Source organism: Tautonia sp. JC769, from assembly GCF_040717455.1.
Classification (GTDB): Bacteria; Planctomycetota; Planctomycetia; order Isosphaerales; family Isosphaeraceae; genus Tautonia.
This window is the reverse complement of the sequence record NZ_JBFEFH010000032.1, coordinates 34,733-50,868: the sequence shown is the minus strand read 5'-3', so window position 1 is coordinate 50,868 and position 16,136 is coordinate 34,733. Positions and strand designations below refer to the sequence as shown.

Genomic DNA, 16,136 nt, shown 5'->3' with positions numbered 1-16,136 from the left:
TAGAAAAAGCTTCCCATCCGGTCTCGACGGGTCGCTATGATAATAAGGAGAGAAGTTCAAACGAACCGGTGCGGTCGAGTCCCTCCTCTCCTTCCCGAGACGCACCGCCGCTTTGGTCATCGCGGACCCGGTTTCACACGATGCCGATGATGATGCTGCGCCTTGCGCTTCCCCTGGTTCTCGCGTCGCTGATGATGATGCCCCGGCTCCGCGAGGCCCGCGCGGAGGAAGGGGGCGACGCCGAGGCCGACGCCCGCTCCGGCGGGTCGAGGGCGATTGCCCTCGTCGGCGGGCGATTGGTGACGCAGGCCGAGGCCGGGACGATCGAGGGGACGATCCTCGTCCGGGACGGCCGGATCGAGGCCGTCGGCGAGGCGGTCGAGATTCCCGAGGGGGCCGAGCGGATCGACGTGTCGGGCCTGACCGTGACGCCGGGCCTGATCGACGCGAGGAGCGTCCTCTGGCTGCCCGCCGCGACCCAACGCGACGGCGGCAACGACGGGGCGCTCGACATCCTCGACGGGGTCGACCCGTTCGCGGAGGACTGGCACGACGTGGCCCGATCGGGGGTGACGGCGGTGGCCGTCCAGCCGAGCAACTCGGGGCGGCTCGGGGGCCGGGGGGCGGTGCTCCGCGTCGGCCCCGGCGGGACGGTCGAGGACCTGACGATCAAGGGGGATGCCTTCGTCCAGGCGGCGCTCGGCGTGAACAACGCGTCGGGCAATTCGGTGCTCCGCTATCAGCAGTTCGAGCAGCTCAAGCGGACCCTCGACGGCGTGAAGCGGTACAAGGAGGAGTGGGAAACCTACGAGAAGGCCCTCGCCAAGTACAACGAGGCCAAGGAGAAGGCCGAAAAGGAGGCCAAGGAGAAGGCCGAAAAGGAGGCCGAGGAGAAAGGCGAGGAGGACGACGAATCCGGCGATCAGCCTGAGCCGGAGAAGGACGAGTCGAAGGAGGAGGACGACGACGACGAGGGTAGTTCGGGGACGCGTCCCAGGCAAGACGAGGACGAGGAGGACGACGACGAAGGCGAGACGCCCGCCAAGGAGGACGAGGAAGAGTCGAAGGAGGCCGAGAAGGACGCGAAGGCCGACGGGCCTCCGAAGGAGCCGGAGCGGGATGAGACGAAGGAGTTCCTCGTCAAACTGCTCACGGGAGAGGTGCCGCTTCGGATCGAGGTCCACCGCGAGGACGACCTGAACAACGCGGTCGCGCTGGCGAAGGAATTCGACCTGAAGCTGATTGTGGAGGGGCTGAGCGAGCCGCGATCGGCCCGAGAGGGGCTGGTCAAGTCGCGGACGCCGATGGTGCTCGGGCCGATCCTCGAATCGGGGGGGAGGCCGTCGTATCGCCGCGACCGCGACCGCTCCTGGCCGGCGGGACTCCCGGCCGAGGACAGCCGGTGGGCGATCGGCACCTACGGCGATCGGCCGAGCGATTCGGCCCTGCTCCGCGCCCATGCCGCGGCGGCCGTCGCCCGGGGCGTGCCGCGTGATCAGGTCTTGCGGGCCCTGACCGCCGGGGCGGCCGAGGTGCTCGGCCTGGCCGACGAGCTGGGGACGATTGCCGAGGGGAAGCGGGCCGACCTCGTCGCCTTCGCGGGCGACCCGATCGACCCGTCGACCGCCGTCGCCCTGGTGCTCTCCGGCGGGGAGGTCGTCGTCCGGGACGAGGACGCGACGCCGGCGGAGGACGACCTGGCGACGGTGGTGGATCTCGACCTGCCCGATCGCTTGCCGGGCCGGTACGTCCTGCAGACGCGCCGCCTGCTGAACGACGACGGGACGACCGGGCCGGGGGCCTTGCTCGTGGTCGAGGGGCGGATCGAGGCCAGCGGTGAGGCGGTCGATGCCGGGGACGACATCCCGGTCTTCGACGTCGGGGACGCGACCGTGACCCCCGGCTTGCTGACGGCCCATAGCACCCTCGGCCAGGGTCGGGCGGTCGCCGAATCGGCCGGGGCCGATGCCGGGTTCCTGAGGGCGGTGGATGCGTTCGACCCGACCGGCCGGTCCGTCCGGGAGATGGTCCGGGGGGGCGTCTTGCGGGCCGGGTTCGCACCGGGCTCGGGCAACGTGATTGGCGGGGCCGTGGGGGCGGTGCGACTCGGGGCAGTCGATCCGGTGGTGGAGCCGATCATCGGGATGAATCTGGTGCTCTCGGAGGCGTCGAGGAACCTGGAGCGGTTCCCGGTGAGCCTGCCGGGCCAGTACGCATTGATCCGGCAATTCCTCGGCACGCAGGATGAGGCGGATCAGGACGCCCGCCGATCGCTCGATTATTACCTGACCGGGCCGGCGATCGACCGGCTCGACGCGACGCGACGCGAGCGGGCCGCCGCGCTCCGGGACGGCCGGTGCGGGGCGTTCATCGAGGTCGGCGAGGCGACCGAGGTTGCGTTGGCGCTCGACCTGGCCGAGGAGCTGGGGAGCTGCGTCGCCCTGGTCGGCCCCGGCGCGATCGAGGAGCAGGCCGATCGGGTCGCCCGGCTGGCGGGCGAAGGCCCGGGCCTGGTCCTGGTCGTGCGGCCGATGCCCCCCGGGCCGGAGCGATCGCGCCGCTGGGCGAGCGTTTGCGAGGCGGTCGAGGCCGGGGCCGGGCTCCTCTTCTCGGCCGACGACCCCGAGGGCCTGCGGCTCGCGGCCGCATCGATGGTGGCGGCCGGCCTGCCGAGGGCGGCCGCGATTCGGGCGCTTGCGATCGCGAATCCGGCCGACTTCGACGAGCCCGGGTCCTGCTGGGACGCGGGCAGCCCGGCCGATTTCGTGGTCTGGGACGACTCGCCGATCGACCTGTCGAGCCGGCCCCTGGCGGTGGTGGTCGATGGCGAGATCGCCCCTTGATGCGATGCTGCAAAATCATGCTTGAGCGTTTCCAGGACCGTCGGGCAGGCCAGGGCTTGCCCCTCCCCGAGTCGAGCCGCACCATGAGTCGATCACTTCACCTGAGAATCCGAGCATGGGTCGCCGCGGCCGCGCCGCTGGTGCTGCTTGCGGTCGGGCCGGCGGCCGCGGCGGGAGACGACGGCGACGTGCTCATCCGGGCCGGATCGGTGGTGACGGTCGAGGGCGAGACGTTCGCCCCCGGCGCGGTCCTGGTCTCGGGCGGGGTGATCGCCGGGGTGGGGGCGTCGATCGAGGCCCCCGAGGGGGCCGAGGTGCTCGACCTGGGAGAGGGGACGACCCTGCTCCCCGGCTTCGTGGACGTGGATCTGCCGGGAGGTGTCACCGGCCCTTCGGTCGAGGTGACGCGCGAGATCACGCCGAGGTTCAACCCCTTGCCGGCGATCGACTGGTCGTCGCGGTCGTTCGTCGAGGCGCTGGCCGGGGGCACGACCGCCGGGGCCTTCATCCCGCTGAGCGAGAACGTGGTGCCGGGGATGGCCCCGGTGGTCAAGACGGCCGGCTCGCGGCGGGTGGTCGAGGCCGAGGCGGCGCTGGTGGTGACCGTCGCCTCCGATCCGGCCTCGCGGAACCGGTCGCGGACCCGGCCCGACTCGATCTATGTCCGCCAGCCGACGAACCGGATGGGGGTGGTGGCGATGCTCCGCGAGGCGCTCAACCGCGCCTCGCGTGGGGCCGAGCCGGATCTGGACACGACCCTGCCGGTCGAGGCCGACCCGTACGAACCCTTGCGCGACGTGATTCAGGGGAGGCGGTCGGTCCTGGCCATCAGCCGGACCGATTACGATATCTTGACCGTGCTTCGGCTGGCCGGCGAGTTCGGCTACGCGCCGATCATCCTGGGCGGGCAGGAAGCGTACAAGGTGGCCGGGCCGCTGGCGGCGACCGGCGTGCCGGTGGTGCTCGGCCCGCTGCGGATCAATGGGCCGTATGGCCCTGAGCGGACCGAACTGGCCTGGAACACGGCCGGCGTGCTGCACGAGGCCGGCGTGGCGGTCGCCCTGTCCGGGGGCGACCTGCTGGAGCAGGCCCGGTTCGCCGCGCGGTTCGGCCTGCCGGAGGAGGAGGCCCTGAAGGCGATCACGATCGGGCCGGCCAGGGTGCTCGGCGTGGCCGATCGCCTGGGGTCGATCGCCGTGGGCAAGGCGGCCGACCTGGTGGCCCTGGAGGGCGACCCCTTGGAATTCACGACCCCCGTGCGCTGGGTGATGGTCGACGGCGTCGTCCAATTCCCCCGCCCGAAGCCCTCGGAGGAGGATTGAACCTGTCATGGTCATGGCGACGACGCAGCGATTGGGTGGGTTGAGGCGTGGTTTGGCGCTGGCCCTGGTGCTGGCCGTGCTCCCGGCGGTGGGGGCCTCGGCGCAGGAGCAACTGGCAATCAAGGGGGGGCGGATCATCCCGATCGTCGGCGAGCCGATCGACGACGGGATCATCCTGATCCGGGACGGCACGATCCAGGCCGTCGGCACGGATCTGGAGATCCCGATCGAGGCCCGGGTGATCGACGCGAGCGGCAAGGTGGTCTTGCCCGGCTTCGTCGAGCCGCATAGCCCCGAGCCGCTCGTGCAGCCGAACGAGGTGAACCCGAACGTGCCGTTCGTGACGGTCGTGGACGCGGTCGACCCGAACGCGATCTACTTCGAGGAGGCCCGGCGCAACGGCGTGACCGCCGTCCATGCGATCCCCGGCAACAGCACCATGTTCGGCGGCAAGTCGGCCGTCGTGAAGACCTCGGGCACGTTCGCCGAGGACATGGTCCTGAAGCGAGACGCCGGGTTGAAGCTCTCGCTGCGGCCCGCGGGCAGCACGAGCCGGATGAGCCACCTGGCCCGGCTCCGCCGCGAACTGGACGAGACGAAACGCTACATGGCCTCGCTCGACGAGAAGGCCAAGGAGGCGGAGCCCGAATCGCCCGACGACGAGGCCGAGGGCCAGGGATCGGAGGGCGAGCCGAAGGCCGCCCAGGACGAGGACGAGGAGGCGGACGGGGGCGAATCGGACGAGGAATCGCCCTCGGACGACGCCGCACCCGACGCCCAGCGCGAGGCGATGGTCCGCCTGCTCAAGGGGGAATTGCCCGCCTTCCTCTACTGCGAGCAGGCCATGGACGTGCCGCACGCGTTGAAGCTGATCGACGACTACGGCATGAAGGCGACCCTGATCCTGGGACGCGACTGCCACAAGGCCATCGGCCTGCTGGCCGGGAGGGAGGAGCCGGTCATCCTCGATCCCGAGCTGGTCTTCTGGGAGACCGACCCGAGGACCGATCGGGACGACCAGATTGTCCTGCCCCGGCTCTATCGCGAGGCGGGGGTGCCGATCACGTTCCAGACCTCCGGCTCGTCGCTGTCTTCGGCCTCGACGCTCGGCCCGAGCCTGCTCTGGTACCAGGCGGCCACGGCGGTCAAGTACGGGATGCCGATGGACGAGGCGCTCGAGGCGCTGACCCTGCGGCCGGCCCGGTTGATCGGCGTCGATTCGTTCGTCGGTTCCATCGAGCCGGGCAAGGATGCCGACCTGGTGATCCTGAGCGGCGAGCCCCTGAAGCTCGGCACCTGGGTCGACGCCACGATCATCGACGGCAAGGTCGTTTACCGTCGCGAGGACGATACCCGGATGAAGGCCCTGCTCTTCCCCGACGAGGAGCCGTCGGCCCCGGAATGAACGAAGGGTTGGCCGATGGGCCGCCCCTCTCCCGGCAGGCGCTCGCGGGGTGCGACCGGGACCGGCGGCCCGATTCGCACGAGACACCCCGAATCAATCCCCCTCGGTTGATGTGCTCGAAGCACGACGAACCGTCACCGATCCCGAGCCAACGCACCATGCGCGCACGCCTTCTTCTGCTCCTGGCCCCGTTGCTCCTCCTCCAGCTCGGCCATCCGGCCAATGCCAGGGCCTCGGCCGCCGAGGTCGTCGCGTACCGGGCGGCGAGGCTCTGGACCGGGGAGGGGCCGCCGATCGTCGATGCGGTCTTGCTGGTAAGCGAGGGCCGGATCGTCGCGGTCGGGCCCCGCACGGAGGTGGAGGTGCCGGAAACCGCTCGGCGGGTGGATCTCGGCTCGTCGGCGGTGGTGATCCCGGGCCTGGTCGCGGCCGAGTCGGGCCTCGGGGCGGTCTCGGGTGATGACGAACGGGCCCTGACGCCCGGCGTGCGGGCGATCGACGGTTTCGACCCCTTCGCCGACTTCGACGGCCCTCTGTCGGGGGGCGTGACGACCGTCCAGCTCAGCCCCGGCCGCAACCGATTGATGCCCGGCCGGGGGGCCGTGGTGAAGCTGGCCGGGGTCGACACCGAGGCCCGGACCCTGGACGCGGAGGGGGATCTCCGGGTCGTGCTCGCGCCCGAGGCCCTGAATCCGCCCCGGATCTACGAGCCTCCCCCTCGCCTGGCGGCGCGGGATCGCCCGGTCGATCCGACGCAGCCGCAGCTCGCCTCCAGCCTGGCCGGGGCCGTCGCGGGCCTGCGATCGCTGATCGAGGCCGCCCGGGCCGAGCGGCCTGACGCCGGGACCGACCCCCTGCTCGATCCGCTGGCCGAGGCCTTGGCCGACACCGCTCGCCTGCGGGTGTCCGCCCCCGGGGCGGCCGAGATTCGGGCGGCGCTGGGCCTGGCCGGGGCCTTCGACCTGAAGCTGGTGCTCGTCGGGCCGAACGACCTGCGCCCCTGGCTCGACCGGCTCGACTCCTGGGCCGAGACGGTGGATGCCGTCGTGCTCGACCCCCGGGCGCGGCCGGGGCAGATTGCCGAGCTGCCCTTGCCCGACCCCGACGCCCCCGAGCCTCGCGAACCCTGGGAAGACGCCGAGGCCCTGGTCGAGGCCGGGATCCGCGTGGCGGTCGTCCCGTCGACGGACGCCGACCTGAACGAGCTGCTCTTCCTGGCCTCGCAATTCGCGGCCGGGGGCTTCAGCGACGAGCAGGTCTTGCGGATGGTCACGGCGAGCCCGGCCGAGTTGCTCGGCGTGGCCGACCGCGTCGGGACGCTCGCCCCGGGCAAGGACGCCGATTTCGCCGTCCTGTCGGCCGACCCGTTCGACCTGCATGCCCAGGTCCGCGAGGTCTACGTCTCCGGCCGTCGGGCCTGGTCGGCCGATGCCGAACCGAAGGCGATCGTCATCCGAGCCTCGGCCGTGCAGGTCGGGGACGGCTCGGAGCTGGTAGACGCCTCGATCGTGGTCCAGGACGGCAGGATCAAAGGGGTCGGGCCTGACGTGTCGGCCCCGATCGACGCGGAGACGTTCACCTTCGACGGCGCCGTGGTGACTCCCGGCCTGATCGACCTGGCGACCGACCTGGGCCTGGGCGGCCCCCTGTCCGTGTCGTCCCGGCCGCCCTCGGGCTTTGCTGGGCGATCGGACGACGAGGACTCGTCGTCCGGGGATCAGGGCGGCCCGTCTCGGACGAGCGTGGGCATGGACACGAAGCTCGGCGACCGCCTCGTCTCGGGAGATCCGGCCGTGGAGGTGGCCCGCCGCGGGGGGATCACGACGGCCCTGACCGGGCCCCGCGACCTCCCGACGGCCCCGGTGGTCGCCTTCAAGCTGGGGGATTCCCCGACCGTGCTGCGCGACCCCGTCGCCCTCCGCTTCCGCCTCTCCGGCAACGCGACGGCCTCCGCGTCGAGCCTGCGGTCGATCCTCCGGCGCGCCAAGGGGTACGCCGATTCCTGGGAGAAATACGCGGCAGACCTTGCCGAATACGAGGCGAAGAAGAAAGAATATGAGGAGGCCAAGGCCCGCCTCGACGCCAGGAAGCGTCAGGAGGAGGCCCGCAAGAAGGCCGAAGACGCCCGCAAGAAGAAGGACGAGGAGGAGAAGTCGAAGGAGTCGGGTCAATCCGACGACGACTCCGAGGAGGAGTCGGGGGAGTCGCCCGAGGCCAAGGACAAGGACAAAGACGAGGACGAGACCAAGGACCGGCCTCAAGGCGAGCCCGACGAGGACGCCGAATCGGCGGATGAATCGGAATCGGATGACGAGCAGCCCGCCGCCGAGTCGGACGCGGATGACCTGCCCGAGGAGCCGAAAGCCCCCAAGAAGCCGAACACCGTGGCCTCGCTCGAGCCGTATCGCCCGCTGTTTGCCGGGGAGATCCCGGCCCTGGTCGAGGTCGGCTCGCTCGACACGATCCGGGCGGCACTGGACCTGTTTCGCGAGGAGTTTGCGATCGACACCGTCTTGCTCGGCGCCGACGACGCATTCCGGGATCCGGGCCTCCTGGCCGACGCCGACGTGCCGGCCGTCCTCGGGCCGACCCTCGTGCGTCGGATCGATCGCGAGGCGGTGAACCTCGCCCAGGTGCTCGCGACCCAGGGCATCCCCTTCGGGTTCCAGTCGGAAGCGGGGAGCGGGTCGGCCACGCTTCCGCGGGCGGTCCGCTACGCGGTCCGCCTCGGGCTGGGCACGGGAGACGCCCTGGCGGGGCTCTCCTCGTCGCCGGCTGCGTTCCTCGGGCTGGAGGACCGGATCGGCACCATCGCCCCCGGCCGCGACGCCGACCTGGTGGTCTGGAGCGGGCCGCCGTTCGATCCCGCCAGTCGCGTGCTGGCCGTGATGATCGACGGCTCATGGGTTTCCCTTTCCCGAGAGGACGGACGTTGATGCTCCCCTTCGTGCCACTCGCCCCGATCGTCGCCATCCTGCTGGTTGCCGCCGGTCCCCTGCCCGCCCAGGACCCCGAAGGCCGCCGGGTGGCGGTGCATGCGGGCAAGGTGATCACCTGCGCGGGCGATCCGATCGTCGATGGGACGGTCCTCGTCCGGGACGGCAAGATCGAGGCGGTCGGCCCCCGGTCCGAGATCGAGGTGCCCGACGACTACGAGGTGATCGACTGCGGCGACAAGTTCGTCATGCCCGGCCTGGTCGAGGTCCACTGCCACATCGGCGGCTCGGGCGACCTGAACGAGATGGTCTATCAGACGAACCCCGACCTGCGCACGCTCGATCAGGTGATCCCGCACAACGACGCCCTGAAGGTCGGCATCGCGGGGGGCGTGACCACCGTCTGCTACATCCCCGGCAGCGGCACCAACATGGGAGGCTTCGGCGCGATCCTCAAGGCCGGCCCGGGATCGCTGGACGAGGTGCTCGTCCGCTTCCCCGGCGTCCTGAAGATCGCCCAGTGGGGCAATCCCGAGCGGCGAGACGGCACCCTCGGCTCCGGCCGGATGGGCATGAACTGGATCATCCGCGACCAGCTCGAAGAAGGCCGCCGGTACGTCCGGGCCTGGGACGAGTACGACGCCGGCGAACGCGCCGAACCCCCCGAGTTGGACTTGAAGCTCGAAAACTTCAAGCCCCTCTTCAGGCGCGAGATCCCGGTCCTCGTCCACACGCAAGGCTATCAGGGGATTCAGGCCACGCTGGAGATGCTGCACGACGCGATGGAGTTGAAGGTGGTGATCGGGCACGGGACGTTCGAGGGCTACCTGATCTCCGAGGAGATCCAGAAGCGGGAGATCCCCGTGATGGCCGGGCCTCGCGGGTTCCGCTTCGACCCGGACGACGGGCAGATCCACGGCATCGTCGCCGAGTACAGCGAGCGCGGGATCGGCATCCTGGGCGTGAATACCGACTCTCCCGTCATCCCGCAGGAAGACCTCGCGTATCAGGCGGCCATGGCCGTCCGCTACGGCTGGAACGAGGAGGACGCGATCCGCGGGATCACGATCGAGCCGGCCAAAGCCCTGATGATCGACGACCGGGTCGGTTCGATCGAGCCGGGCAAGGATGCCGACCTGGTGATCTGCACCGGATCGATCCTCGACCCGCGCAATTACGTGACGCAGGTGATGATCGACGGCCGCGTCATCTACGACATCGCGAAGGACCGTCGTCGATACTGATCGCTCCCGGCGAGCGCAACCCGACCGATTCCCATGCCTTCGGAGCCCCGAGCCGTGACATCCCACCGCCTCGCCCCGCTGCTCGGGGCGGCCCTCGTGCTGGCCGCCCTCCCCGTCCCGACCCGGGGCCAGGACCGCCCGCTGGCCTTGAAAGGGGCGACGATCGAGACCGTGGGCGAGGCCGGGCGGATCGAGTCGGGCGTGATCGTCCTGCGCGACGGGAAAATCGAGGCCGTGGGGCCGCCGGACGAGGTGACGATCCCCGAGGAGGCCCGGGTGATCGACGCGTCGGGCCGGACGATCATGCCCGGGATCGTCGAGCCGGCCCTGTCGGCGCGAGGCTCGCTGAGCGGGGGCTCGGGCACGGTCATCATCGGCAATCAGGTGGTCACGATCGGCGGTTCCAGCTCGAGCCGGGCCCCCTCCTTCTCGAAGGCGGCCGACCTGTTCGACCCGTACCGCACGAACTTCGAACCCTTGCTCCGCTCGGGGTTGACCTATCTGGATCTGCTGCCGCCCGATTACGGTCAGACGGCCGTGGTGCGGATTCTGCCGGACGATCCCGACGCCGCCATCCTGGAGCGGGAGGGCCGGCTGATGCTCTCACTCTCGAACAGCACCCCGACGCTGGACCTGCTGCGCGAAAGTTTGGAAGGGGCGAGGGGTTCCGGATCGTCGGGCCAGGGACAGAGAGGTGCAGACCGGAATGGTTCCGAGCAGGGGTCTTCTCGCCAGCAAGGCTCGGGATCGGGTTCCGGGTCGTCCTCGAACCCGTCGCGAGACCTCTGGCGAGCCGTGGTCGAGGGGAAGGCCCCGCTCATCGTCGATGCCGGGAACGCGGCCTCCATTCTATATCTGCTTGAGGCGATCAAGGAGGATGACAAGGTCCAGGTCGCGCTGATTGCCTCGGGCCGCGATGTGATGTTGACGCTCGACCAACTGGCCGATCGCCCGGGGCTGACGCTGGTGCTGCGCCCGACCGTCGACACGATGCCGCAGAATCGCGACCGGATCAACGTGCCCCGGATCGTGCAGGAACGGGGCATCGACCTGGCCTTCACCCAGGGGTTCAGCAGGGCCGCACTCCAATCGGGACAGGACACGCCGTTGTTCGATGTCGCCTACTTGATCGCCACGGGCCTTCCCCGAGACGAGGCCCTGAAGGCCCTGACGAGCCGCCCGGCCGACCTGATCGGCAAGGGAGACTCGCTCGGTCGGATCGAGCCGGGGAAATCCGCGTCGCTCCTGATCTTCGAAGGCGACCCGTTCGACCCGTACAGCCGCCTCCGCACCGTCATTCTCGAAGGGAAGACTGTTTATGAAACCGATTGATTGCCTTCGCAAGAGAACGTCGCTCACGCTCACGATCACGCTGGTGCTGGCTACGTCGGGTTCTGTTTTCGCCCAGTCGGAATCGTCGGACGAGTCCGGCGCCGCGACCAAAAAGGATGCTCCCGGCCCGGTCCTCGCGATCGTGGGGGGCGATATCGAGACGGTGACGCAGGGGACGATTCGCCGCGGGACGATCCTCGTGCAGGACGGGAAAATCGAGGCAATTGGTCAAGGGGTCGAGGTGCCCGAGGACGCCGAGGTGATCGACGCCACCGGCAAGGTCATCACCCCCGGCTTCATCACGCTGGACATGAGCGGGGTGGGCCTGGGGCCGGCCGTGCGCACGCGGGCGATCGGCAATAACAACAAGGTGGCCGATGCGCTTGATCCGTTCGATCGAAACATGAAATTCTGCCTCGGTGCCGGGATCACGGCCGGGGCAGTGCAGGTGGGCAGTTCGTCGGGGTTCCGCTTCCGGTTCGAAAGCGGTCCCGATTCCGAAGCGCCCGGGCCGGTCGAGCTGACGCTCGAAGATCTGATGCAACTGGCTCGCGACGGGCAGATCGGTCAAGATGTGATCGATCACCTGGTTGCTCATGCTGCCGAGCATGGGGACGATCACGACAAGGCATCCGACGCGGCATTGGGCCTGTTCGCCGGAGGGGACGGCCCGGGAATGGTGTCGCCGTTCGATGATCGCTTCTTCAGCGAGATCGATCGGTCGGGAGCCTGTGCGCACTGCTCGGCCACGGTCATGGAGACGCTCCCCGAGCCCCTCGCTCCCCCTTCGCCGGTCCGACCGAGGCCGAATAGCCACGCGGTCATCAAGCTGGCCTACGGCGAGCTCTCGGGGATGCTGATGGCGGAGGACCCGTTCTACAGCCTGCCCGCGTCGTCGCTGGTGGGCCCGTTCAACCTGTATAGCTGGCGTGAGAACATCAAGAAGGCTCGCACCTATCTTGATGAGCTTGCGCAGTACGAGGCCGACAAGGAGGCCGGGAAGAAGGACATCAAGGAGCCCCGGAAGCCGGTGGACGACGGCCTGATCCGGCTCGTCAAGAAGGAGATCCCGCTGCGGATTGCGGTGGATTCGGCCGACGGCATTCGCAGCATGGTGGCCCTCGCCCGAGAGCTGGATTATCGCCTGGTGATCGACGGGGCCTCCGAGGCCTGGGTCGTGGCCGAGGAACTGGGCAAGGCCGGCGTGTCGGTCGTCCTGACCCCCAGGTCGCGCCGCCGTCCGCAGCCGGGGCGGGAGGACTCGACCGGCACGTCGATCGAGACGCCGGGGATCCTCCAGAAATCGTCCGTCGCGTTTGCCGTCACGGCGCTCTCGAGTGGGGTCAGCCTGAACGGCCTGGCGGGCCGCGACCTGACCAGCCTGCCGCTCGAAGCGGCCTTCGCCGTGCGGGGCGGTGCCGATGAGGCGACCGCGCTGGCCGCGCTGACCATCGTCCCGGCCCGGATTCTCGGGCTGGACGACCGGATCGGCAGCATTGAAACAGGGAAGGATGCCGACCTGCTGATCCTGGATGGCGGCCCGCTCGATTATCGCACGTATGTCGAGACGGCGATTGTCGACGGGAAGGTCCGGTATCAACGGGCCGAAGATCGCGTCTACCCGGTCTTCGAGCGGAACGGTCGATAACCACGAAAAGGGGGTTGCAAGGGCTTCCGCTTGCGACCCCTGTCAGGGATGGATACCCTCGGAATCGAAACGGCTCTCCCACGATTCCGAGAGGTCCTGACATGCCGTGTCGATGGTTCGTTGCGTGTTGTGCCGGAGCCCTGGGGCTCCTGATGGCGTCGGTCGTTGCCGCCAATGACGATCCGAGGTCGATTCGCAATGGCTGGGTCATCCCCGACGAGGGCTATTGCGACCAACCCTATGTGGTGGTGACCGATCAGGGGCACTGGCTCTGCACGATGACCACGGGTGAGGGGATCGAGGGGGCTGCTGGTCAGCATATCGTCGCCACGATCAGCCACGACCGCGGCCGGACCTGGTCGGATCTGATCCCGATCGAGCCGAGCGACGGGCCGGAGGCCTCGTGGGTCATGCCCTTGAAGGTCCCGGGCGGACGGATCTACGTCTTTTATACGTATAACTCCAGGAACCTCCGCGAGGTCCCGTCGAACAACCTGAACGTGGGCCGGCGGGTGGATACGCTGGGCTCTTATGCGTTCAAGTGGAGCGACGACGGCGGCCTGACCTGGTCGGACGATCGTCTTGAAATTCCGATGCGATCGATGCGGATCGACCGGGGGAACACGACCGGGGGGGAGACCCTGTTCTTCTGGGGCGTCGGGAAGCCGATCACCACCGACGATGCCGCCTACTTCGGCTTCGCCAAGGTGGGCAAGTGGGGCGTCCCCGGCGCGATGGTGGAATCGCAAGGCGTGTTCATGCGCAGTGAGAACATCCTGACCGAACCCGACCCGGCCCGCATCCGCTGGGACTTGCTCCCCGAGGGGGACGACGGGTTGCGGGCCCCGAAGGGGCCGGTGTCCGACGAGGCCAACCTCGTCGCCCTGTCCGACGGCTCCCTGTTCGCCACCTATCGCACCATCGACGGCTACCCGTGCCATGCCTACAGCCGGGACGGCGGTCGGTCCTGGACCCCTCCGGCCTACATGACCTATGGCCCCGAGGGGCGCCGGGTGAAGCACCCGCGGGCGGCGAATTTCGTGAAGAAGTTCTCGAACGGGAAATATCTCTACTGGTTCCACAACCACGGCGGGGAATCGGTCCACCGCGAGGGCTGGAACCCCTACCAGGGCCGGAACCCGGCCTGGGTCAGCGGCGGGATTGAGCGTGACGGGTTCATCCACTGGTCGGAGCCGGAGATCCTGCTCTACGACGACGACCCGGACGTCCGGATCAGCTACCCCGATTTCATCGAAGATAGCGGTGATCTTTATGTGACCGAGACGCAAAAAGAGGTGGCTCGTGTCCATCGGGTCGATCCGACCTTGCTCGACGACCTCTGGGGTCAGTTCGACCGTCGCGAAGTCGAACGCTCCGGCCTGGTCCTCGACCTGACCGATGATCCGATCGCGGGCGGGACCGAGGTGGCCATCCCCCCCCTGCCCGACCTCGGCGACCGCGGCGGGTTCTCGATAGGCCTCTGGGTCCGATTCCGGGAACTGACCGAGGGGCAGTCGCTCCTCGACTCGCGCGACGACTCCGGGCACGGGTTGCACCTGTTCACGACCGGGCGATCGACGCTGGGGATCACCCTGAGCGACGGCGAGCACGAAGCCACCTGGGATAGCGACCCCGGCACCGGTCCCGGCACCCTGAAGGTCGGCGACTGGCAGCACGTCGCGGTCACGGTCGATGCCGGTCCGCGCGTCATCAGCGTGGTGGTGGATGGGATCCTCAACGACGGGGGCGCGATCCGTCAGTACGGCTGGGGACGGTTCCCGCCCGAGCTGGGGGATCTCAACGCTCGCGATCGCGCCGTGCTGGCCGGGCGGCTCTATGGCGAACTCCGATCGGTCCGGATCTACGATCGTCCCTTGCGGACCTCCGAGGCGGTCGGGAACTTCCGCGCCGGGGCGCCCGGCGTCAATGCGGGCGAGTGACAATCGTACTCACGTCGAGATGTGAAAAAATGAGGCCGGGCGACCCCTGGGGGCGGATCGCCCGGCCGTTCTGGTGTTGGATTGCCCTGCGGTCAGGACTTGCGGATCAGTTCCTCGATCTTGGCTTTGTACATCGGTTCGCTCATGGTGCTGACCCAGGAGACGGAGGGCTCGTAGCCCCCCTCGCCGTACGAGCGTTCGAGCGGGATGTACCAGGGGCCGCCGTCTCCGTAGGCGGCGACCGCCAGGGGGACACCGCCGGCGAGCGACTGGGCGTAGAGCTGGTATTCGACGAACGTCTCGGCCGGCAGGTGCAGGACGCTGTTGGCGTTGGTGTCGAGCCGGCCGAGGAGGATCGGCCGCTTCGTCTGCAGGCGCATCAGCCAGCCGCAGGTCATGGCGTTGCGGTTGCGGTCGACCGTCGAGGCGTTCGGGTCGGCGACGATCGCCTTCAGGCGGTCGAGGTCGAGATCCTCGCGCGGGTTGAACTCGATGGGCACCGTGGTCCAGGAGAGGTGGTCGAGCGGGTGGTCCTCGGCCGTCGCGTCGGCGCTGACCATCGCCTGATAGACCCTTGAGGCGAGGATCGGGCGATTCTCATGAGAACCGTCGTTGTATTTCCCGGCCGTCACGTTGCCGGCCGCGCCGGTGAAGTAGAGGTGGAGGGTGCCCTCCTCGTCGGCCGATCGATTGGCCCGGGCGATCCCGACGAAGTCGGCCGACACCCGGCCGTCGCCGTAGTAGCTCATCGGGTGGGTCGTGTAGTAGTAGAGGCGGGCGACCGGGAACCCCTCGCGATAGAACGAGAGGGATTGCAAGATGGGGTCGATCGTCCCGTCGGGGGCGGCGCGGGCCGCGGGGTCGCGGGTCGAGCTGGTCCGGGTGTAGAGGATCTTGCCGTCCGGCCCGATGACCCGGCGATTGCAGGCGACCTGGCTGACCTCGGCCGCACCGACCCCGAGCCGGTCGACCGGCCCGGCGTTGCGCACGGCCTCGGCGACGGCTTCGGCCGACTGGGCCATCAGGTCGGCGACGAACGGTTCATCGAAGAGGAGGCGATCGGCCCCGGCCTCCCGGAGCAGGCGGTTCCCCTCGTGGTCGATGAACGGGGCGTTGTGCTGGTGGACGCAGTGCAAGGCGACCCGGTCGGGCGAGGTGCCGGCGGCCTCGGCCAGTTGCTCGGTCCAGAGGCGGTGCGACTCGTTCATCACCCCGGTCCAGTCGAGCGCAGCAATGACGATCGGGTCGTCCGCGCCGAGGAGGACGATCCCCCGGAGCCGAAGCGGGTCGTCCTGGCCGACGACCGGCGTGATCCACCCCCCGCAGAGCGAGTGGTCCATCGGGGGCGAGGCGTCGATGTCGAAGGTGCCGAGGCGAATGTCCGTCTGCACGAGGGGGGCTCCCGGGGCTGAGGCTGTCATCGGTCGATCGAAAACCGATCGGAGGGACGATCTTCGTGACGAGAA

9 protein-coding genes are annotated in these 16,136 nt (G+C 69.3%); 8 read left to right on the top strand and 1 reads right to left on the bottom strand.

What is annotated here, in order from left to right; translation table 11 throughout:
- Positions 1 to 146 precede the first annotated feature (146 nt).
- From AB1L88_RS23390 to AB1L88_RS23355, 8 genes are all read left to right on the top strand, one after another.
- Complete coding sequence (locus AB1L88_RS23390; RefSeq protein WP_367099115.1) at positions 147 to 2,843, top strand: amidohydrolase family protein; 2,697 nt, start codon at positions 147 to 149, stop codon at positions 2,841 to 2,843.
- 83 nt (positions 2,844 to 2,926) lie between these two features.
- On the top strand, positions 2,927 to 4,165 hold the full coding sequence (locus tag AB1L88_RS23385) for an amidohydrolase family protein (protein WP_367099114.1): 1,239 nt from the start codon (positions 2,927 to 2,929) through the stop codon (positions 4,163 to 4,165).
- A 7-nt stretch (positions 4,166 to 4,172) separates the two neighbouring features.
- Positions 4,173 to 5,570, top strand: a complete 1,398-nt coding sequence (locus AB1L88_RS23380; protein WP_367099113.1) for an amidohydrolase family protein — start codon at positions 4,173 to 4,175, stop codon at positions 5,568 to 5,570.
- A gap of 158 nt (positions 5,571 to 5,728) precedes the next feature.
- Positions 5,729 to 8,506, top strand: coding sequence for an amidohydrolase family protein (locus AB1L88_RS23375; RefSeq protein WP_367099112.1), 2,778 nt, complete (start codon positions 5,729 to 5,731; stop codon positions 8,504 to 8,506).
- The gene (locus tag AB1L88_RS23370; protein ID WP_367099111.1) at positions 8,506 to 9,750 is read left to right on the top strand and encodes an amidohydrolase family protein; all 1,245 of its coding nucleotides are present in this window, start codon (positions 8,506 to 8,508) and stop codon (positions 9,748 to 9,750) included. Before AB1L88_RS23375 ends, AB1L88_RS23370 begins: the two co-directional genes overlap by 1 nt.
- 54 nt (positions 9,751 to 9,804) lie before the next feature.
- On the top strand, positions 9,805 to 11,082 hold the full coding sequence (locus AB1L88_RS23365; RefSeq protein WP_367099110.1) for an amidohydrolase family protein: 1,278 nt from the start codon (positions 9,805 to 9,807) through the stop codon (positions 11,080 to 11,082).
- A complete protein-coding gene (locus AB1L88_RS23360) occupies positions 11,069 to 12,730 on the top strand; it encodes an amidohydrolase family protein (RefSeq protein WP_367099109.1) in 1,662 nt (553 codons plus the stop codon). Before AB1L88_RS23365 ends, AB1L88_RS23360 begins: the two co-directional genes overlap by 14 nt.
- 152 nt (positions 12,731 to 12,882) lie before the next feature.
- Complete coding sequence (locus AB1L88_RS23355) at positions 12,883 to 14,670, top strand: LamG-like jellyroll fold domain-containing protein (RefSeq protein WP_367099108.1); 1,788 nt, start codon at positions 12,883 to 12,885, stop codon at positions 14,668 to 14,670.
- A 92-nt stretch (positions 14,671 to 14,762) separates the two neighbouring features.
- Here the strand turns inward: AB1L88_RS23355 and AB1L88_RS23350 are convergent, their stop codons facing one another.
- On the bottom strand, positions 14,763 to 16,061 hold the full coding sequence (locus AB1L88_RS23350; RefSeq protein ID WP_367099107.1) for a hypothetical protein: 1,299 nt from the start codon (positions 16,059 to 16,061) through the stop codon (positions 14,763 to 14,765).
- Between the last annotated feature and the right edge of the window lie 75 nt (positions 16,062 to 16,136).